15 protein-coding genes are annotated in these 21,240 nt (G+C 35.1%); 4 read left to right on the top strand and 11 right to left on the bottom strand.

Going from position 1 to position 21,240, the window contains the following annotated elements:
- Positions 1-9: 9 nt before the first annotated feature.
- Positions 10-417, bottom strand: coding sequence for an RrF2 family transcriptional regulator (locus ACZZZA_RS10830; RefSeq protein ID WP_463431661.1), 408 nt, complete (start codon positions 415-417; stop codon positions 10-12).
- A 129-nt stretch (positions 418-546) separates the two neighbouring features.
- On the opposite strand from ACZZZA_RS10830, the gene ACZZZA_RS10825 reads away from it, so the two are divergent.
- The 3 genes from ACZZZA_RS10825 to ACZZZA_RS10815 all read left to right on the top strand — a co-directional run bounded on the left by ACZZZA_RS10825 (position 547) and on the right by ACZZZA_RS10815 (position 2,637).
- A complete protein-coding gene (locus ACZZZA_RS10825) occupies positions 547-975 on the top strand; it encodes a DUF4268 domain-containing protein (protein ID WP_463431659.1) in 429 nt (142 codons plus the stop codon).
- Positions 976-1,175: 200 nt separating this feature from the next.
- Positions 1,176-1,748, top strand: a complete 573-nt coding sequence (locus ACZZZA_RS10820) for a Crp/Fnr family transcriptional regulator (protein ID WP_463431658.1) — start codon at positions 1,176-1,178, stop codon at positions 1,746-1,748.
- A 151-nt stretch (positions 1,749-1,899) separates the two neighbouring features.
- Positions 1,900-2,637, top strand: coding sequence for an SDR family NAD(P)-dependent oxidoreductase (locus ACZZZA_RS10815; protein ID WP_463431657.1), 738 nt, complete (start codon positions 1,900-1,902; stop codon positions 2,635-2,637).
- A 150-nt stretch (positions 2,638-2,787) separates the two neighbouring features.
- Here the strand turns inward: ACZZZA_RS10815 and ACZZZA_RS10810 are convergent, their stop codons facing one another.
- A complete protein-coding gene (locus tag ACZZZA_RS10810) occupies positions 2,788-3,465 on the bottom strand; it encodes a YceI family protein (protein ID WP_463431655.1) in 678 nt (225 codons plus the stop codon).
- A gap of 426 nt (positions 3,466-3,891) precedes the next feature.
- Between ACZZZA_RS10810 and ACZZZA_RS10805 the strand changes: the two genes are divergently transcribed.
- Positions 3,892-4,932 (top strand): tetratricopeptide repeat protein, encoded by a 1,041-nt coding sequence (locus ACZZZA_RS10805; protein ID WP_463431653.1) that lies wholly within the window; start codon positions 3,892-3,894, stop codon positions 4,930-4,932.
- A gap of 280 nt (positions 4,933-5,212) precedes the next feature.
- Here the strand turns inward: ACZZZA_RS10805 and gldG are convergent, their stop codons facing one another.
- From gldG to bglX, 9 genes are all read right to left on the bottom strand, one after another.
- On the bottom strand, positions 5,213-6,880 hold the full coding sequence (gene gldG, locus ACZZZA_RS10800; protein ID WP_463431651.1) for a gliding motility-associated ABC transporter substrate-binding protein GldG: 1,668 nt from the start codon (positions 6,878-6,880) through the stop codon (positions 5,213-5,215).
- Between the two features lie 4 nt (positions 6,881-6,884).
- The gene (locus tag ACZZZA_RS10795) at positions 6,885-7,613 is read right to left on the bottom strand and encodes an ABC transporter permease (RefSeq protein WP_463431649.1); all 729 of its coding nucleotides are present in this window, start codon (positions 7,611-7,613) and stop codon (positions 6,885-6,887) included.
- 92 nt (positions 7,614-7,705) lie between these two features.
- The gene (locus tag ACZZZA_RS10790; protein ID WP_463431647.1) at positions 7,706-8,257 is read right to left on the bottom strand and encodes a CopD family protein; all 552 of its coding nucleotides are present in this window, start codon (positions 8,255-8,257) and stop codon (positions 7,706-7,708) included.
- Positions 8,258-8,535: 278 nt separating this feature from the next.
- Positions 8,536-9,732: a glycine C-acetyltransferase gene (gene kbl / locus ACZZZA_RS10785; protein WP_463431645.1), complete on the bottom strand. Its 1,197-nt coding sequence runs from the start codon at positions 9,730-9,732 to the stop codon at positions 8,536-8,538.
- Between the two features lie 104 nt (positions 9,733-9,836).
- Entirely contained in the window at positions 9,837-11,750 is a 1,914-nt protein-coding gene (locus ACZZZA_RS10780) for a M1 family aminopeptidase (protein WP_463431643.1), read from the bottom strand.
- Positions 11,751-11,832: 82 nt separating this feature from the next.
- The gene (gene dacB / locus ACZZZA_RS10775; protein WP_463431641.1) at positions 11,833-13,302 is read right to left on the bottom strand and encodes a D-alanyl-D-alanine carboxypeptidase/D-alanyl-D-alanine endopeptidase; all 1,470 of its coding nucleotides are present in this window, start codon (positions 13,300-13,302) and stop codon (positions 11,833-11,835) included.
- A gap of 158 nt (positions 13,303-13,460) precedes the next feature.
- Entirely contained in the window at positions 13,461-15,908 is a 2,448-nt protein-coding gene (priA, locus tag ACZZZA_RS10770) for a replication restart helicase PriA (RefSeq protein WP_463431639.1), read from the bottom strand.
- A gap of 213 nt (positions 15,909-16,121) precedes the next feature.
- Entirely contained in the window at positions 16,122-18,605 is a 2,484-nt protein-coding gene (locus ACZZZA_RS10765) for a beta-mannosidase (RefSeq protein WP_463431637.1), read from the bottom strand.
- A gap of 151 nt (positions 18,606-18,756) precedes the next feature.
- Positions 18,757-21,084 (bottom strand): beta-glucosidase BglX, encoded by a 2,328-nt coding sequence (gene bglX / locus ACZZZA_RS10760; RefSeq protein ID WP_463431635.1) that lies wholly within the window; start codon positions 21,082-21,084, stop codon positions 18,757-18,759.
- Positions 21,085-21,240: the final 156 nt, after the last annotated feature.

The raw sequence follows: 21,240 nt of genomic DNA, 5'->3' as shown, positions 1-21,240 counted from the left end.
AGGATCAGATTAATCAATCAAATCCAATAAAGTTTTTTGGTATAAAATCTTAAGTGAAGCATCCCTAACTTCTATTAAAACATCATGCAGGCTGCAATGGTCTTCGTTGCAGTTTTCACATTTTTCGTAAAAATTAAGACTTACACATGGAAGCATGGCAATAGGACCATTTACAAGACGGATGATTCTTGCTAAATTTACTTTTTCCGGAAGTTCTTTGAGAAAATAACCTCCGCCTTTACCTTTTTTACTGTCGAGAATATCTGCCTTTTTTAATTCTAATAAAATATTTTCAAGAAACTTCAACGGAATTTTCTTGTACTCGGCGATTTCGGAGATTAAAACCGGCCCTTCATTTCTCTTTTCTACAAGATATGAAAGTGCCTTAAAAGCATATTGAGATTTTTTTGACAGCATTGCAACAAAAGTAAGAAAATAGTTTGAATTGTATAATGATTAAGCAGAAAGTTAGAAAATTGAAATTGACTCATAACAGGATACTAAAACTGCATCTGACTTATAGCCAAATTCCCTAAATTTGCTTTTATGTTCAGTAAACAGGAAGCACAACAACTTAAGCAAGAATTTTGGACGGCATTTGGTAAGTCGTTCCCGAGAAAATGGATTTTGTATGATACAAAAGTGAAGGATTTTTCATTTAAATTTAATGCTGACAACAAAAAAGCAGAAGTTTCTTTAGATATAGAAATGAAAGATGAAGTCTACAGAGATGCCTATTATAATAAGATCTGGTCACTTGAAGATATTCTGAAAGATTATATTGGAGAATTTCAAAAAGAAGAATTTTATCCTTTGGAAAACGGAAAAATCATCAGCAGAATCTGGGTTGAAAAAGAGGGAGTTTCTGTATTCAATAAAAACTCATGGCGACAAATTTTTGAATTTTTTGTAGACAAGATGGATGGCTTTGAGAGGTTTTATTATGAGTATGAGGATTTTATAAAAGATGTTTGATGATTATGATTCTTGAAATTATTGCAGAAATCTTATTGGAATTATTTTTTTTTAAACTTCCTGTTTTTATTTACAGGAAAGCAAAACTACTTTTCACTAAGAAAAATAAAATTAAAACTAAATAATTTCAAAACAATCATAACTGTTATTTTTTACCAAATGGCAAATTCCACAAAAATTGCTTTACCTAAATTGTACCCATGAAAGAATTATTTGATTATATTCTAAGATTTGGAAATCTCAACCAGCAACAAATAGATTTTATCAAAAGTAAAGCGACAGAAATTACCATTTCAAAAGATGGGTATTTTTCTGAGGCAGGAAAAATTGCAAAACAAGTTGGCTTCATTACAGACGGAATTCTGCGGGTTTGCTATTACGATAATAAAGGAGAAGAAATCACCAAATATTTTATTGAAGAGAATAATCTTGTTGTAGACCTCGAAAGTTTCGACAATGAACTTCCCTCAATAGCCTATGTGCAAGCCGTTACAGACTGTAAGCTTATTGTTTTTCAAAGAAAAGACTGGCTCGAACTCCTACAAACCATTGTGGGTTGGGATGCTATTGTTCACAAAATCATCTCCAGAGCTCTGATGCAGAAAGTGGAGAGAAGAAGTCCTCTGGTTTCTGAAGATGCCAAAACACGCTATCTGAAGTTTCTGGAAATTTATCCGAATGTGGTCAACCGTATTCCGCTGTCCTTTATTGCATCTTATTTGGGAATTACCCAATCTTCTTTAAGCCGAATCAGGAAGAATATCAGTTTGTAGAGGCTGAAATTTGATGCTCGAGGCTGGAAGTTTATAGATTCGCTGTTTAATTTAAATCTTTTAATCATAAAAAATGCTTTTTGCCAAATGGCAAATGATATTATTCTGAAACAAGGCAACTTTGTACTGTTCAAATTAAAAAAACAAAAAAATGAATACAGTATTAATTACAGGAGCCAACAGAAGTATTGGGCTTGAAACCGCAAAACAACTTTCACAAAAAGGATTATTCGTTTATTTAGGAAGCCGTGATCTCGCAAAAGGTGAAGCCATCGTAGAAGATCTTTCCGGACAGGGATTTCAAAACATCAAAGCGATTGAGATTGATGTTACCAATCCGGAATCAATTTCGTCAGCAAAAAATATTGTGGAAAGCGAACAGGGAAAACTGGATATCCTGATCAACAATGCAGGAATTCTTGGAGTAAATCCTCAAACGGCAGCAGAAGCTTCTGTGGATGACATTAAGAATGTTTTTGAAACCAATTTTTTTGGAGTGATCAGCGTTACCCAGGCATTTTTAGATTTGCTTAAAAAATCTGAAAGTCCGAGAATCAGCAATATTACTTCAGGATTAGGCTCACAAACCTTACACAGCGATCCCAACTGGAAATATTATCAGGTGAAAACTGCGGCTTACGGTCCTTCAAAATCTGCTTTAAACGCTTATACCATCGTTTTAGCCTACGAATTAAAAGATTTACCTTTCAAAGTAAATGTTATTGATCCCGGTTACACCGCTACAGATTTCAATCATCACAGCGGTCCTGGTTCTGTGGAAAGCGCTGCTGATTTTATCGTCAAACATACTTTAACGGATGAAAACGCACCAACAGGACAGTTTTTCAGCAATGATATCGAAGATGAAATAGGAATCAGTCCGTGGTAGAAAAATATTTTAATAAAAATAAGAGAGACTCTGGTTTCTCTTTTATTATCATTTTCTGAAGATCTTTTTAAGAACAATATAAGTTTCAGATTCAAAACAAAAAAACATCCGCCGAGGCAGATGTTTTTCTTATGTATTTTTATAAGCTGATTATTTCTGAGCAGCTTTCACGTCGATAGCGATTTCGATATCTTTACTAATCATCCATTCTGCAGGGTCAGCTTCAGAAGTTCCGAATTTAATTCCCCAGTCAGCACGGTTTACTGTAAATTTAGCCGCAACATTTGCAGATTTATCAACAACATCTACTTTTGCAGGGAAAGAAACATTCATTGTTTTTCCTAATAAAGTAAGGTTTCCGCTTACCGTTTTGTTGGCACCCGGTACAGCGTCTGTTCCTGCAGCAGCAAGATCTTCAACTTTAGTGATTTTAAAATCAGCTGTAGGAAATTTTTCAACGTTAAAGAAATCTTCATTCTTCAAGTGACCTTCAAGATCTGTATATTTTTTATCCTTTTCAGTTACAGAAGCAGGATCTACTTTGATCGATTTCATATCGATCACAAATTCACCTGAAGTCAATTGGCTGTTATCAACAGATAATTCACCTGAAGTGATTGCAAGAGTTCCCCAACGTGGAGCCATACCTCCTTTATGGAAAGCTTTCCAGTTTACTTTAGAAGCTGCTGCATCTACTGCAAATACAGATCCCTGTTTTTGAGCTACAGTCTGTTCTTGTCCTGCTGCTACAGTTTCTGCCTTTTTATCTCCACAAGATGCCAAAAGCAAACCCATTCCTGCTAAAGCGATTACACTGATTTTTTTCATTTTTTAAAATTTAATATTGTTATTGATTAAGTATTACTTTACTAAAAAGCAAAAATACCGTTTTATTATTTGACTATGCAAACCTCGGAAAAATTTATGATTTCAATCATTATCATAGGATAAGAAAATGAAAAAATATTTTTAAAAGGAATATTTGTTTTTCGAAATAGATTGACCTTCCCAACTTAGGACAGAACAATAAATTCATTAAAGTCTTTATCTTATGTAATTGATTTTAAAGTACGCTTTTTTTTATATTTGGAAATTATATAAGTTGCATCAGAATACAGTTGATTCAGAAAAAATGAAAAGACTTCTGCCTTCTAATGATAACTGTATTAATTTTATACATCAGCGACACGGCTATTATGCTTTATCTTTTTAATTAAAGAATTACCTTTGCATCAATCTAAAAAACTAATAAAAATGAAAAATCTCTGGTTACTGATCTTTTTTCCGATTTTAGGAATTTCGCAAAACAAAAATGCGGCAACAATTAAAGTGCACGAAGGAGTCGCACTTCATGACGAAGGCAAATACGATGAAGCTCTCATAAGATATGACGAAGCACTCACTCTGGACAAAGACAATCTCATTGCACTTTCAGAAAAAGCAATGACGCTGGAATCTTCAAAAAAATATGATGAGGCGATTGAAGTGAGCAAATACATCATCAGCCTTTATCCTAATGAAGATATCAAAAACACATACGTTACCTACGCCAACTCTTTAGATCATCAAAAAAAATCGGAAATAGCGCTAAAAATCTATGATCAGGGTTTAAAAAAATATCCGGATTATTACCAGCTTCACTTTAATAAAGCGATTTCTTTAGTTAATGCAAAACAGATCGAAAAAGCTTTAGAATCATTTCAAAATTCTGTAAAACTTAAACCAAACCATCCGGGTTCTTGGAATGCTTTGGCTGCACTGAACAGAGAAAAGAGAATTCCTTCTATTTTGGCATCGTCCAGATATTTAGTTTTAGACAACAAATCTCAACGTGCCCAAGGTAATTTAAACTCTATCCTTGATCTGATGATGGAGGGAATAACTCAGAATGATGACAAATCAATCAACTTAAACATTGATCCTTCAACCGTAGATTTGGCAGCAGGTGAGAAAAAAATTGCCAATAACTTTTCTTCGACAGATATGTTGCTATCGATGTCGGCAGCACTGGATTTCGATGATAAAAACAAAGATAAAACGGAAGTACAGAAATTTATTGACAAATTTGACCCAATATGCAGATCGATGAATGAAATAAAAAAAGGACAAAAAGGATTTTATTGGGAATTTGTTGCTCCTTACTTTATAGAAATGGAAAAGAAAAAATTGACAGAAACGTTTGCCTATATAATATTTCTGCCCAAAAAAACAGAAGATGTTACCAAATATCACGAAGATAACAGCCAAAAGATTAAAGATTTTTACACTTGGTCTGATAACTATGTCTGGAAATAAAATATCATGCTCAATAGCTTACGCATACAAAAAAACTAACATAGAACAAGAATGCAATTTTACGATTTTGAATTTTATTTTTATTCATCATTGTAGCATTAGCTATCTTGTCATCACCATCGCCCATTCAACAATCATATTTTACATATTAAGAAATCAAATTAATGCAGATCAAAAAATAACATTGATCTAAAATCAAAAAACACATAAATATTTTTAAAATTTATTTTAAAGTAATCAAACAAAAAAAGAGAAACCTCGCAGTTTCTCTTTTCATATTTTATCCAAATTTCTTCTTTCTTAGCCAGAAGAATAGACCTCCTAAAAGTCCGATAATCGCTAAAGGAAGCAACAAATTAAACCATTGCCAGTTTGTTTTTTCTTCACTGATTCTATGTCGGTCGAGAAGACGTTCTTCTATGTTTCGATTTCTGAGTTCCATCAGGTTGCTGTCATCGAGAAGATAATCTAAGGCATTTCTAAGAAACTGTTCGTTACCGAACTGTTCATCAGTTAGCATATCAACACCTAAAGGAAGCGGTTCACCTTTCATCACTTTATTTCTCCCGATATCACCGTCTGCAATTACGATCATTTTGTTTTCAGGACTTATTGCCTTAAAACCCGGATAAGACTGTCTTTGAATTCTTGAAGCATAAGCAGACGAAAATTTACCTTCCAGAGCAACTGCAAAAATCTTTGGTGTGCTTGGTTTTTCCATTTGTCCGAGGCTGTCGACACTGGCAATTTCGCTCAGTTCCACATAATTCGGAACCTGTTTCAATAAAGTTTTTTCGCTTGACTCAAACAGAACATGGGTTTTAAATTTCTTTCCGCCTAAAGTATCGATGGAAGTAGGAAATTCAAATTTTACCGGATTGATATTTTTAGTAATCGGATTGTTGTTTTCAGCAATTCCCAATGGGAAATAAGGCCATGGAAGACTCGTATATTGAGGATTCCCTCCTACTTCACCGGTCACCAATTTAAGAAGAGCAAATTTCTTTACATCTTTCACCAAAGCAGGATTGATTCTTAAACCATAATTAAAAAAGAAATCGGTCATGTTGATATCAACAGGGAAAGGCATTACTTTTTTAGATCTCGTCAAAGTATCCATTTCGGCATTCACGGCATCAATCATCCAAAGCGTTTTTCCACCGTTCATGATGTACTGATCTAGTATAACTTTTTCACCGTCTGTAAATGCTTTTCTCGGTTTTGCAATAACCAAAGCACTCATTTGCTTTAATAAAGGTAAATCTGCTAAAGTCAGTTCCACATTATTTTTCGGAATAATTGGTCCTGCATCATAACTTTCTAAAGCCAGATTCATAAAACCCTGAAATTCTTCAGGTCTCAACTCGTCCTGATTGACCAAAATTCCGACTTTTTTTCTTTGTTTGGTCGCAACGGCTTTGATATTGGAAACCAGATTGTATTCTAAATTTTCAATCGATTTTCTTAATTGTTCATCTGCATTAATATTTGCCTGCTGTACTACCAAAGGAATCGAAGCTCCGTTCTGACCTTGCTTTACTACTGCGTAAGGAAACAAAGTGATTTGCGAAACTTTCCCATCCTTTATGTCCGGAAGAATGGAAGGTTGCATTCCCATCGCCATCAAAGTGTCCTGAGACATTTTGGTTTTGATGGGATCGATGAATTTAAAATCGATTTTAGGATTGATCTTTCTGAATTCTTCGAGCATAAATTTTGTTTCGCTCTGCAGCTGCTTAAAGCTTGCCGGAAAATCTCCTTCCAGATAAACATCTACCGTCACTGGTTTTTTGATCGATTCTAAAACTTTGATCGTACTTTCTGAGAGGGTGTATCTTTTCTCTTTGGTTAAATCCAACCGAATTCCTGAAAACATCAAAATGATGCTTAAAGGTAAAACTACAAACAGTAAAATTCCGAATGGAGATGTAAGGGATATCTTCTTCATGTTTTTACTTCTTTTTATTAATAAAATGATTGGACAACGCTAAGGTAAGACCGATGACGAATACAAAATAGGCAACATCTTTAAAATCAATCAAGCCTCTTGTGAAGCCCATAAAGTGATGGTAAAAACCGATATTCTGAAGGATAAAATCTGCTCCGCCCAATAATTTATAACTCGCCAACTGTTCAATTCCGAAATACATGATGAAGCCCATAAAAACTCCTAGCAGATAAGCCATGATTTGGTTTTGAGAAAGTGATGATGCTAAAATTCCCACTCCGGAAAATGCTGCAATCAACACTATTAATCCGAAATAACTTCCGAACGTCATTCCCAAATCAATATTTCCTTCCGGAACGCCTAAAACATAAACGGTGTACAGATAAATCAGTGAAGGAATCAGACATAAAATTCCGACTACCCAAACAGATAAGAACTTCCCGAAAACCAATTCTGAAACTTTCAGCGGCTGAGAAAACAACCAGTTTAAGGTTCCGGTCTGCTGCTCTTCCGCAAAAGTTTTCATCGACAAAGCGGGAATGATGAACATCAATAACCAAGGCACCAAAACGAAATAGCTTTGTAAAGAAGCCAAACCGATGTCGAAAATATTAGACTCGTTCTCGAAAAAAAACAGGAACAAAGTCGTTATCAGACTGAAAGCAGCAATGATTACCCACGCACTCCAGTTCCCGAAATAACTCCAAAGCTCTTTTTTAAAAATTGCAATCATGTTTTTTAGTTATTAATTATGAGTTTTAGGTTATGAGTTCAAGTTATTCGTCAACTTATCAACTAATAACTCATCATTCATAACTTATAACTTTATTTATTTTTCTTATTCTTATTCACCAGTTTCACAGTCATCATAATCAAAAATACCAAAAGGAAAAATCCGGTGATTAATTGCCACCAATATTCAATAACGGAAGATTTTAAAATCACGGTAAATACAACTAAAAATAAAATGAAAGTCGCTATTTCGTTGATTTGTCTCAGCTTCACATTTGAAGTCTGCAAAGTTTCGCCGTCCAGCTTTTTAATTAAATTTAATTTTTTCCAGGCCCAATAATGAAAGAATGCCAAACCTACTAAAAAAGTTAATTTTAAATGAAACCAGGGCATTTTCATTAATGCTGAATTAAGAAAAATCATGATTAAACCGCAGACTGTCATAATAACTCCTGCCGGAACGGTGATGATATTCCATAATCTTCTTGCCATGAAAATGTATTGTTCTCTGAGTATTTTCTTTTTCTCCTCGGCAAAAGCATCTGTATCTTTATAGTACACAAAAATTCTTACGAGATAAAAAATTCCCGCAAAATAACTGACCATAAAAATAATATGCAACGCCTTGATGATGGTATACAGCATCTTAAAAATTTGTGTGCAAAGATAACGATTTTGCCAGTGAATTTTTTATTAAAAACCCGTTAGAAATGCGAAATCAAAAATTAATTGAATATTTTTTGGAAACCAACGGTAAAATTTGGAGTATTTAATTGTGAAAAGAAATTTTATTGATTCTTACATCAGCATTTTATATTTCTTAAAAGCATAAAGTAAGGATTTTAAAAAAAACAGAATTTCCATATATATAGAAATTCTGTTTGATCTACCATAGTAGAACTTTTTATTTTTTTGATGATACTCTACGAAATCACTCCTAATTCTTTTCCTACTTTTTCAAAAGCTGCAATGGCTTTATCCAAATGTTCTCTGGTATGAGCTGCAGAAAGCTGCACTCTTATTCTCGCTTTTTCTTTTGGCACAACAGGATAGAAGAACCCGATGACATATATTCCTTCGTCCATCAGATTTTCAGCCATTTTCTGCGCCAGTTTTGCGTCGTACAACATCACAGGAACAATTGCAGCATCGCCTTCAGGAATATCAAAACCTTTAGCTTTCATTTCTTTCCTGAAATATTCTGCATTTTCCATGACCTGGTCACGAAGCGAAGTATCGTCAGAAATCATCTCCAAAACTTTCAAAGCAGCACCCACAATTCCCGGAGCCAATGAATTTGAAAATAAATAAGGACGAGAACGTTGTCTCAGCATATCAATGATTTCTTTTTTACCAGAAGTAAATCCGCCTAAAGCACCACCTAAAGCTTTTCCTAACGTTGAAGTAATAATATCTACTCTACCCATCACTTCATTGGCTTCGTGAGTTCCACGACCTGTTTTACCGATAAAACCAGTGGCGTGAGAATCATCAACCATTACCAAAGCATTGTACTTGTCGGCTAAATCGCAAACTCCTTTCAAGTCTGCAACAATTCCGTCCATTGAGAAAACTCCGTCTGTAACGATGATTTTGAAACGGTGATTTTTTTCTGAAGCTGCAATCAGCTGCGCTTCAAGATCTGCCATATTATTATTCTTATAACGGTATCTCGCTGCTTTACAAAGACGTACACCGTCGATGATCGAAGCATGATTCAGCTCATCTGAAATAATCGCATCTTCTTCGGTAAATAATGGCTCGAAAACACCGCCATTCGCATCAAAACAAGCTGCATATAAAATGGTATCTTCAAGACCTAAAAACTGAGCAATTTTTTCTTCCAACTGCTTGTGAATATCCTGAGTTCCACAGATAAAACGAACCGAAGACATCCCATAACCATGAGATTCTATCATATCCTGTGAAGCTTTCATCACTTCGGGATGGTTTGAAAGTCCCAGATAATTGTTGGCACAGAAGTTTAAAAGTTTTTTTCCGTTGGCTTCAATTTCTGCACTTTGTTGTGAGGTGATGATTCTTTCTTTTTTAAAAAGACCGTCGTTCTCAATATTTTTTAGTTCGTTCTGTAGATTTTCCAGATATTTTTCAGAGATCATTATAATAATTTTTTAGGTTCGCTAATTTAATAAAAAGGCTTTAAAGAATGCATTTTTATTGAAATTAATTCGAAGATTAGAGATCAACACTAGATCATAAAAACCTACTCTTTAATAAATTTTAATCTAGCTTCCAGAATTTTTATAAAGTAAATCCCTTTATCTATTGAAGAAATATCAATTTTCTTGTCGGTAGTTCCTTTTTTTGCCAATCTTCCGTCTGCGGTGTAAATTGTATATTCTGTCTGCTTTTTTAAACCTGATATAAATAATTCATCTTTTGCAGGGTTTGGATAAATTGTAAACTGATCCAGCTCAATATCCGAAGTGCTTAAAGTATTATCTTGTGCGACCGTTGAGTTTTTCTCTAAAATCTGATACTCATAATTGAATTCTACACTGGCAACAGGGAACCCAACATTCTCTGTGAAGTATTGGTTGTTTGTGGTATTATTTAAAGCAAAATATGCAACCTGACCTCCCGTACCATTAACTTTAATCGGCAAAGGCATATCAAAAAATCCTACTGAAGCATGACTTTGCGTTTGCCCTGCTCTGAAAATAATTTGATTTCCACTTTGTTTCCATCGGATATCGTAAGTCGGGTAACCCTGACCGTAAATCCAATCATTGAAAAAGCCTGTAAAATCTTTTCCGGTTGATAGAAGTAAAGATGCATTCAGGTCTGCAGTGCTTACATAATTGTAAGCTAAATTTGGTCTTGCATGGTAATCTTTTAAAGCCTGGTAAAAAACGGTTTCTCCTAAAATCCATTTGATCATTCTTACCACATAACCACCTTTAGAATATGAAAGTCTGCCGCTGAAAATAGTACCTACACTTCCTAAATTGGCATCTGCAACATAAACACTTCCACCTGCAGCACTCGTTATATAATTTTTTTCACCTAATAGATAATTTAAAAAAGCGGCATTTGTCATCAATAATTTCTCATAAGCAACATGTTCCCCGAAAGTTGCAAAACCTTCATTGAGCCAAATATCATTCCATGCTCCACAGGTTACCTTATCACCAAACCATTGATGGGCAAGCTCGTGAGCGATTAATTGTTTGCTCCATGCTCCCATCGATGACATCGTTTGATGTTCCATTCCTCCACCAGCAGTAAATTCCATATGTCCATACTTTTCGTTTCTGAAAGGATAAGGTCCGAAGAATGTTTCAAAAGTACCCATCACTGTTTTCGTCCATTCTATATTTGCCATACTTGTTGTATTGGTAGAAGTGGAAGGATAAATATAATTTACAAAAGGAAAGGGCGGATTTCCTATGGTGTCATTTAGTTTAACAAAATTGGTGATTGAAAGTGCTACTAAATAGGCCGTTGTAGGATAATTTGTTCTCCAAAATGTTAATTTCTGACCGTTTCCTAAGATGGTTTCACTCATTAATTTTCCGTTGGATGCTACACTATATTGTGACGGAGTGGTTATTTTAATATCAAATCTTTCGATTTTATCATTTAAACTTTGCTTTGTCGGAAACCAATCTTGTGCGCCGTAAGGTTCGTTTAGTGTTGAAAGAACAGAATTTCCGCCTTGCGTATTGATAAAAAATGCATTGTTATTGGTGGGTGGATTTCCGTTGTATTGTATGGTCAATGAGTCTAAAACGTTAGCAGGGAGCGAAGAAGTGAAATCTATTTTCAATTCTTTAGTAGCCAATTGCTGAAAAACCAAAGGCTGACCATGAAAAGTTACCTGAGAAACAGTCAATTGATTGGTTAAATCAAAATAAATGCTGCTCATTGCCTGGTTCGGTTTGAAGTGGGAAGTCACAGAACCAGAAATTTGAGCCACTGCAGGATTTAAAGAAACATCCATTCTCTGATACTGAAGATCGTAGTTTAGAGTATTGGGATTGGTATTTCCGGCATTCATTTTAGCAGTAAAAGATTTCATCTCCTTTGCCATTAAGCCTTTCATTTCAAGGTTTTCCTGAGCAAATGCAGATTGTATTGCCAAAAGGATTAAACATAAAAAATAATTTTTTTTCATTCTCAATAAATTAGGTAATAAAGATAAAAAAAACCTTTCAATCTGAGACTAAAAGGTTTATATATCAATTGTATTGTTAATTTTATAAATCTAAAGCCGGCTGAAGAATTTTTTCAATTCTGCTTTTCACCATATCTACAGATCCCGAATAGTTGTTTACAAGTATAGAAAATACTAAAGTTCGCCCTGTATTGGTTTTCATATAACCTGTTAACGCTTTTACTTTGTTTAATGTTCCGGTTTTTGCAAAAATCTGTCCGTTTCCTTCTCCGATGAACATTTTCTTTAAAGTTCCTGTTTGTCCTGCAATCGGTAAAGAATCAAAATAGGTTTTATAATATTTCTGGTTCATCAAAGACGTTAGATATTTCACCTGAGAAATTGGAGTTACTTTATTGCTTCTGGACAATCCGCTACCATCCATATAATTTAAACCTTCTACATCAAAAGCAACTTCTTTCAAATGTTCGTTTACTACAATTTTTCCCGATTCTGAAGTCTGGTCACCCATTTTCTGGAAACCAACTGTCTTTAACAAAGCTTCTGCTAAGGCATTATCACTTCGTTGATTGGTATAATAAATAATATCTGAAAGCGTTGGAGATTTGTATGCAGAAATCATTTTTCTCACTTCAGGAGCTGCATCTGTCGTTTTCGGAGTTACTTTTCCGGTTACACCTACTCCGCTTTTTACTAAAGTTGCTCTGAAGCTATTTGCCAAAAATGCAGGAGCATCGGGAAGTTTGGTTGTTAAAATTCCGTCTCCATCATACTTTTCAGCATATACCATTTGATTAGCATAGGGCGAAACGTAAAAATATTTTTTATCTGAAGCTACATTGTTTCCTTTTTTAACGATCAGTTTTTCGTTTGCCGGATTGATCTCACGAGTTGTACCCACCGGAAGATAATAATTATTGTTTTCTAACCACACAACATTTTCCGGAAGTCTCGAAATGTTACCTTTGAAAAGCGCTGTCTGAATGATAATATCACCATTTACCTTTTTGATTCCCTCACGAGACATTCCGCTTACGAAGTCTGAAACAATTTCTTTGTAAGACCAGGCTCCAGCTTTGTTGGTTCCCAAAGACGGGTCGCCGCTTCCTACAATATAAAGATTTCCATTTAAAACTCCATTTTCGTCAATTTCCCCGGAATATTCAAGCTGAGTCATCCATCGATAATTTTCTCCCAACAGATGCAAAGCTGTTTCTGTAGTTAATAATTTCGTAGTTGAAGCAGGAACAAGAGGAGTATTTTCATTGTAAGAAGAGATTACTTTCTTCGTTTTAGGATCAAAGATTACAAATCCCCATGTTGCATTTTTCAGCACAGGGTCTGTCATCATCGTGTTTAGGCTTACATCTACAAGTTCCTTTGGAGACAAAAAAACTTTTTCAATCGCCGCTGCGGGAGAAGGTAAGTTTAATTTACTTTTCTGAGTGTCAAAATTCGGAGAATAAAGAACTGTAGCTACGGTAGATTGAGCAAGTAAAAACCCTGTCGCTAAAACCGTAATACCCGAAATATACTTTCTGTAATTTATCATCAATTTTTCTTTTTGTTATAGTTTGGATGGCATAAAATATGATAAGTTAAACCGCTTATTTTTATCCAAACACCTAATAAACGTTCAAATGTAGATATTATTGTTAGAATGCGGTGCAGAAAAGTATACAAAAACCACATAAAGTTTGTTAAAAATTGTTAAAAATCCACAAAAACCTCTTTTTTAATGCTTTGATACGCAGTGATTTCGTCAAATTCTTTTAAACTTAATAATACAAGACTTTTAAATTTCTCATAGTTTTTCCCTCGCGGAAGCTTCAGTAAGATCTGAAACTGATATAAATTGTTAAGCCTCGCAATCTGAGATCTTTCCGGACCGAGAATACAATCTTCAGGAAGATATTTTCTTAAAACCGAACCTAAAAACTGGGAAGCACGATTGACTTTATCGTCTTTAATATGCTTCAGTTCGATCATAATTAATTTTGTAAAAGGCGGATAATGAAATTTCTGTCTTTCAGTGAGAAAATATTTATAAATTTTAGTGATATTGTTTATTTTAATCAACTGAAAAACAGAATGATCCGGATTGTAAGTCTGAATTAAGATTTTTCCGTTTCCTGAAGCTCTTCCCGCCCTACCTGAAACCTGCGTGATCAATTGATAGGCACGTTCTTCCGCTCTGAAATCTTGTACATACAGCATAGAATCTGCTTTCGGAATTGCTACCAACTCGATGTGATCAAAATCTAAACCTTTGGAAATCATCTGAGTTCCCACCACAATATCGGTTTCCCTATCTTCTATTTTCTCATATAATTTTTCGTAGGCAAATTTTTTCCGCATAGAATCGACATCCATTCTGTCGACTTCATTTTCTGGAAATACTTTTGAGATTTCCTCGTGAATCTGCTCTACTCCAACTCCCCTTTCATTCAGATTTTCAGAATGACATTTCGGGCAGGCTCTTGGTTTTGAAGCTCTTTGACCGCAATAATGGCATTTCATTTCGTTGGCGGCTTTATGATAGGTCATTACCACATCACAATTCGAACAATAATTTACATAGCCACACGTTTCACATTCGATTACATTGGCGTAACCTCGGCGGTTATGGAGAATTATTGCCTGATTTTTCTCATCTAGAGTTTTCTTGATTTCATCTAACAACTGAAGAGAAAAATTCCCTGAAACCTTTTTAGAATCCTGAGCTTCTTTAAAATTAATCAGTTCAAATTCCGGTAATTTCACCTTCCCGAATCTCTCATCTAAGAAAATATAATGCAGCTTTTCTTTTCTGGCTAAATAATAACTCTCAACAGAAGGCGTTGCCGAACCTAAAATAACTCTCGCGTCATAAAAACCCGCCAACATCATTGCCGAATCTCTTGCATTGAAAAAAGGCGAAACTTCACGAGGTCTGTAAGCCGAATCGTGCTCTTCATCAACAATGATTAATCCTAAATTCTGATAAGGAAGAAATAAGGCATTTCTTGTCGCAATCAGAATTTTAATATCGTTGTTTTTAATTTTTCTCCAAACCTCAACTTTTTCAAAATCAGTGAGTTTCTGGTGATAAAAACCAAGTTGCCGACCGTATTTTTTTTCTAATCTTTGCGTTATCTGTTTTGTTAAAGAAATTTCCGGAAGCAAAAACAAAACATTTCTTCCTTCATTGATACATTCTTCAATTTTCTCTAAATAAATATGGGTTTTCCCTGAAGAAGTTACCCCATGAAGAAGAACATTTTTCTTTTCCTCAAATGCTTCATCAATTTCTGTTTTTGCTTCTTTCTGAGCTTCTGAAAGCTCTTCTATGTCTTCAATCTCGCCTTCATAGCTTTCAATTCTGTCTTTTTGAAGATAATACTCTTCTACCAGATTTTTATCTGCCAAAGCTTTAAAATGCGAACTCCCAAAATATCCATCCTCAAACAATGCTGATTTCCTGATGTGCAAATCAGGATTTTCGGTTTGCTTTTCAATAATATTCAGGAAAAGTTCTTTCTGCTTTTTGGCCCTGTTGAGTTGTAAAAGAATTTCGGTGAGATTTCGATTTTTCAAAACTTCATCTTTCACTTTTACATAAGCAACTTCCTTGGCTTTGTATTTTTCGGCTACTTTTTCATCAATTTCAATGTATTGGAGATCAATCAAGGAGTTGATGGTTTTGATAATTTCTTTTTTAGGGATAAATGCTTCAATATCAGTTAAATTAATCAACTGACGAACTTCCAGAGCCTGAATAAGATACATTTCGTTGACATCGAGATTTTCAAATTCAATCGTGGCATTGGGTTTTAGTTTAAGATACGTTTCACTTTCCAATTTCAGAGAAGACGGAAATGCAAAGCGATAAATTTCACCCAGGTTGCAGAGATAATAGTTTGAAAGCCAATTCCAGAAATTGATTTGCTCGGAAGGTACAATCGGATAATCATCTAAAATACTGATCACTTCTTTAGCCACAAAATTTTCCGGAGCCACATCATGAAGTTCAAAAACAATTCCGGTGTATATTTTCTTCCCTCCAAATGGCACGAGTACACGCATTCCGTTTTCAATTTTGGAAGCAAGTTCTTCGGGAACTTTGTATGTGAAAGTTCCTTTAAGATTTAACGGTAAAATAATCTGGGCGTATTGCAAAGGGAAAATTAAAATGTAAAATTAAATTTTTCTGAAGAGAACTGCAATATTTTAGTGAAGCTAAATTTTTATAGCAAGGATCGCAAAGTTTTTATTTATTGTATTGAGAAGATTTTTCGTTCGCAAAGGCGTTCCACTCAGCTAAGAAATACAAATCTTTTTTAGTGAATAGTCAAATCTTTAAGATTTTCAAAACTTTGAAGATTTAAGATACTAATTCATCGTATCCCAAAGACTCATCACTTCAATATTTTTTAAAGGTTTTGACAACTTAATTTTTTTGGAGGTATTTGGTAAAAGGTCAAAGAAATTATCACTAAAATGCGTGTCGCCCATCAAATAAACGTCTTTTGCCAAAACATCTGTTGAAATTTCAATTTCTGTTGATGATATTTTTTGGATGGTGATGTGGGGTTTTGAAAGCTTTAAATCTTTTGGTTTTACGAAGAAATAGTTGCTGTCAGCAATGATTTTTTCATCTTTATCTTTCAAAGTTAATTTTAAAAAGAGTTTATTTTTATCTAAATTCGAAACTAAATTTTCAATTTCAATCGGGTCAAATTTTACAATTCCGTCTAAAGTTTTTCCATTCGAGACGGTTACAATTTCATTCTCAATCTTTCCGTCAAATTTCACAACTTCAATTTCTACAAAAACATCTTCAAACTTTTTCAAATCATCATTAATTCCATAGAAATTTAAAACACCATCTTTTTCTTCAGTTACAATCACCTGTTGTTCAAAACTTCTTTTCACCTGATAATGCAATGCTTTCCAGTTTCCAAAATAATCGATTGATGACCAAGAAATTACCGGCCAGCAATCATTCAGCTGCCAATACAAAGTTCCCATATTGTACGGTTTTGCACGTCGGTGCGCTTCAATCGCGATCTGCATTCCACGAGCCTGCAGCAGTTGAGAAACGTAATTATATTTTACAAAATCTTTCGGAACTACATAATCCCGTTTCATATATTCATTGATGATATGAAAGCCTCTCGCATTTTTTTCGTGTGCTTTGATGGTCGGATTTTCTAAGCTTAAATCAGGCTTTCCTGCAAACATTGATTTCACAGTTTCTAAACCCGGTATTCCCTGAAAACCGTACTCTGAAGCAAATCTTGGAACTTTTTCGTTATATATTTCAAAAGGAAATTCGCCCCACCAAACTCCCCAGTAATGAGAATCACCTTCGGTTAAACTTTCTTTATGTCCCCAACCGATCGATGGTGAGCTTGCCCAATAGATGTTTTTTTCTGAGGTTACATTTTCTTTCAAAGCATTCGGAATGACCTCATGGAAAACTATTTTGTAATCTTTCCAGACCTGAAGAGAATCTTCTTTTGAATATTTGAACTGCTTCTGATAACCCCAATTGACGATGGCTTCATCTATTTCATTATTTCCGCACCACAAAGCAATTGACGGATGATTTTGGAGCCGGTTAATCTGATCTTTTACTTCTTCTTTTACATTGTTTAAAAAATCTTCATCTGACGGATAAAAACTTCCGGCAAACATAAAATCCTGCCATACCAGAATACCGTTTTCATCACAGGCTTTGTAAAATTCATCATCTTCATAAATTCCTCCGCCCCAGACACGAATCATATTCATGTTGGCATCTTTGCAGTCTCTAATGAGTTTCTGGTATTTTTCTTTGGTAATTCTCGGTGTAAAACTGTCAGACGGAATCCAGTTGGTGCCTTTTGCATACATCGGGTTTCCGTTAACTTTAAAGTAAAAAGATTTTCCTTTTTCGTCTTTCTCCTGAATTAATTCTATGGTTCTTAAACCTATTCTTTCTGTTTTATCGGATAAAATTTTTGAATTTTTTTTAAGCGAAATTTTTAAATCATATACATTCGGTTCACCCCATCCGTTGGGCTGCCAAAGTTTTGGGTTGTTAATCTTGTAAGGAATTGAGACTTTATTTAGACCATTTTGTAAAGAAATTTCACGATTTTCATGATTGATCAAAAAACTGTATTTCCCGCTTTGCTCAGCAAAAATATCTGCATGAATAGTAAGTTCTGCTTTTTGTCTGGTTACATTTTTCTGCTCAATTTTTATATTCTCAATGTTAGCATGATTCCAAAAATTCAGCTTTACTTCTTTCCATATCCCTGCGGTAACCAATCTCGGTTCCCAATCCCAACCGAACTGATATTGCGCTTTTCTCACAAAACTTCGCGGAGATTCCGGCATTGTGAACGGAACTTTTTTGGCTAAATCTTTTCCGATATTTACCGAAGATTTAAATTTAATCTGTAAAATATTTCTTCCGATTTTTAAATCATTTTTTACGGGAATTTTCCATGTTCTGAACATATTATCGGTTTTCTTCAGTAGTTTTCCGTTCAGATAAATTTCGGAAAACGTATCCAATCCGTGAAAAACCAATTCAGCATTACGGTTTTCCAGTTCTTTTGATGAGACTTCAAAGTTTGTTTGATAATCCCAGTCTTCATTTTCAACCCACTGCACTTTTTTCTCGTTCTCATCTTTGTAAGGATCAGGAATAAGGTGATGATTCATCAAATCTAAATGAACCGTTCCGGGAACCGTGGCGACCAGCCAGGAATTTTCTTTTGCATTTTTGAACTGCCATTTTTCTGAGGATAAATTTCGGTCTGAAAATTGTGCATTCACAAATATCTGAATGAAAAATATAGTTAAAATTAAAATTTTATTCATTGTTAAAACTTACCGTTGGTATGAATTTAAGTATTAATCGAAGCATATTTTATTACTGATGACTCGGAAGTAAAAATAGCAGAATTGAAACTCGTGACCAAATTTTAACTGAAAGTAAAAAGCCACTCTTTCGAATGGCTTTTTGTGGAATTTATTTAGTCCAGTTTATTTTTGAATGTTTTACATCTTCGGAATTGGTTCCGATCATGATATCAAACTCACCCGGTTCCCAGTCGTATTTCAAATCTCCATTATAGAATTTCAGCTGTTCCGGAGTAATATCGAAGGTTACTTTTTTAGATTCTCCTTTTTTCAGCATTACTTTTTGGAATCCTTTCAATTCTTTTACCGGTCGTGTAATGGTTCCCACCCAATCTCTGATGTACAGTTGCACCACCTCAGCTCCGTCATAATTTCCGGAATTGGTAATCGTAACCGAAGCCTGAACACTTTGATTTCCTTTTGGATTTGCATTTGAAACCGTTACCTCAGAATAATTGAATTTAGTATAACTCAAACCGTAACCAAACGGATACAACGGCGTGTTGCATTCATCCATATAATTGGAACGGAATCTCTGGTATTCGCATTTATCAACCAATTTCTGGTCCAAAGGGCGTCCTGTGTTTTTAGCATTGTAATAAATCGGAACCTGTCCTAAACTTCTTGGGAACGTCATCGGAAGTTTCCCTGAAGGATTTACCTTTCCGAAAAGGACATCAGAAATGGCATTTCCAGCTTCTGAACCTGCGAACCACACATTAAGAATCGCATCCGGAGCATCTTTCACATTCGTCAAAGCTAAAGGACGACCTGTGAAAAGCACCATTGCAATCGGTTTTCCTGTTTTTTTCAACTCATTTAATAAATCTACCTGAGATTGAGGAATCGTAATCTCTGTTCTTGAAGAAGATTCACCGCTCATTTCCGCAGATTCTCCGATTGCCAAAACGATAACGTCAGCTTTACTGGCAACGTCAACAGCTTCTTTTAACAAAGCTTCTTTTGAACGACTGTCTCTGTCGGTTTTCTTACCGTGAGCAGCATAAATATCTTCTAATTTAGCATCATAATCAATGTTTGCCCCTTTTGCTGACAAAAATTTTACATCTTTCCCAAAATTAGCTTGTAAACCTTGCATCAGGTTGACCGCATTGGCATGTTTTGAAGCCACACTCCAAGTTCCGGGCATATTCATCGAGTTGTTTACCAATGGACCAATCACAGCAACCGTTCCTGATTTTTTCAAAGGTAAAACCTGATTGTCATTTTTCATTAAAACCATAGACTGAGCAGCAGCACTTCTTGCAATATTTCGGTTTTCCATATTGTAAACCTCTTTTGCAGCCAACTTTACGTCACCATGTTTGTACGGATTATCGAATAAGCCTAAATCGTATTTTGCCTCAAGAATTCTTTTTGCAGCCAAATCAATTTCTGCCTGTGTTACTTTTCCTTCTGCCAAAGATTTTTTCAGTGTGGTTAAAAAGCCTTCTCCCACCATATCCATGTCAACTCCGGCTTTTAAAGCTAAAGCAGAAACCTGTTGAAGATCTCCCATTCCGTGGTCTACCATTTCGTTGATTCCCGTGTAATCAGTCACTACAAAACCTTTGAATTTCCACTGATTTCTTAATACTTCAGTTTGCAGCCATCTGTTTCCTGTTGCAGGAACGCCATCAACCTCGTTAAAAGATGCCATGACAGAAGCTACACCTGCATCAACAGCAGCTTTGTAAGGTGGAAAATATTCGTTAAACATTCTTACGTGGCTCATATCAACCGTGTTGTAATCTCTACCGGCTTCACCTGCTCCATACAAAGCAAAGTGTTTTACACATGCTAAAATATTGGTTCCGTTTGCCAAATCTTTTCCCTGATAACCGTAAACCATATTTTTAGCAACTTCGCTTCCTAAATACGGATCTTCGCCAGAACCTTCAGAAACTCTTCCCCATCTTGGTTCGCGGGAAATATCCACCATTGGCGAGAACGTCCAGTTGATTCCGTCTGCGGCAGCTTCTCTAGCGGCAACTCTGGCAGATTGCTGAACTAAATTCATATCCCAGGAAGCTGCTAAACCTAACGGAATCGGGAATGTTGTTTCATAACCGTGAATAACATCCATCCCAAAAATCAAAGGAATTTTCAGACGGCTGTTTTCTACTGCCACTTTCTGAACGGCCTTAATTTTTTCAGCACCTTTAATATTGAAAAGTCCACCGACTAATCCCTGCTCTACTTTTTTTCCGATGTCTGAACTTTTAGCCAGACCAGTTGTAAAATCACCTGAACTTGGCAAATTTAACTGTCCGATTTTTTCATCCAAAGTCATTTTTGCCAAAAGAGCATCAACAAAAGCTTTTTTCTTAGCCTGATATTGTGTTGTCTGATAAGACTGCACGGGCTTCGTGATCATTTCCTGCGCCGAAAACATTGGCGCAAGGACTAAAGTTGCTATTACAATTAACTTTTTCATACGTCTTCTTCTTTAATTATATTTTCTTTTTGATTTTTTAATTTTGGTTAACGGTGTGGCGCTAAGTTTATTCAACAAACCCTCCGACTGGATTAGTTCGAATCGCATAATTTTCAATGCTTTAAATGCACATTATCAGGCTAAGCTTGTTGAAGC

Source organism: Chryseobacterium sp. AC405b (genome assembly GCF_979258685.1).
Note: the sequence above shows the minus strand (reverse complement) of the source record. Positions and strands in the feature narration are given on the sequence as shown.

Bases quoted from the DNA above. Each gene is read 5' to 3' on its own strand.
- ACZZZA_RS10830 (WP_463431661.1), bottom strand. From the start codon at position 417: ATGCTGTCAAAAAAATCTCAATATGCTTTTAAGGCACTTTCATATCTT.
- ACZZZA_RS10825 (WP_463431659.1), top strand. From the start codon at position 547: ATGTTCAGTAAACAGGAAGCACAACAACTTAAGCAAGAATTTTGGACG.
- ACZZZA_RS10820 (WP_463431658.1), top strand. From the start codon at position 1,176: ATGAAAGAATTATTTGATTATATTCTAAGATTTGGAAATCTCAACCAG.
- ACZZZA_RS10815 (WP_463431657.1), top strand. From the start codon at position 1,900: ATGAATACAGTATTAATTACAGGAGCCAACAGAAGTATTGGGCTTGAA.
- ACZZZA_RS10810 (WP_463431655.1), bottom strand. From the start codon at position 3,465: ATGAAAAAAATCAGTGTAATCGCTTTAGCAGGAATGGGTTTGCTTTTG.
- ACZZZA_RS10805 (WP_463431653.1), top strand. From the start codon at position 3,892: ATGAAAAATCTCTGGTTACTGATCTTTTTTCCGATTTTAGGAATTTCG.
- gldG (WP_463431651.1), bottom strand. From the start codon at position 6,880: ATGAAGAAGATATCCCTTACATCTCCATTCGGAATTTTACTGTTTGTA.
- ACZZZA_RS10795 (WP_463431649.1), bottom strand. From the start codon at position 7,613: ATGATTGCAATTTTTAAAAAAGAGCTTTGGAGTTATTTCGGGAACTGG.
- ACZZZA_RS10790 (WP_463431647.1), bottom strand. From the start codon at position 8,257: ATGCTGTATACCATCATCAAGGCGTTGCATATTATTTTTATGGTCAGT.
- kbl (WP_463431645.1), bottom strand. From the start codon at position 9,732: ATGATCTCTGAAAAATATCTGGAAAATCTACAGAACGAACTAAAAAAT.
- ACZZZA_RS10780 (WP_463431643.1), bottom strand. From the start codon at position 11,750: ATGAAAAAAAATTATTTTTTATGTTTAATCCTTTTGGCAATACAATCT.
- dacB (WP_463431641.1), bottom strand. From the start codon at position 13,302: ATGATAAATTACAGAAAGTATATTTCGGGTATTACGGTTTTAGCGACA.
- ACZZZA_RS10765 (WP_463431637.1), bottom strand. From the start codon at position 18,605: ATGAATAAAATTTTAATTTTAACTATATTTTTCATTCAGATATTTGTG.
- bglX (WP_463431635.1), bottom strand. From the start codon at position 21,084: ATGAAAAAGTTAATTGTAATAGCAACTTTAGTCCTTGCGCCAATGTTT.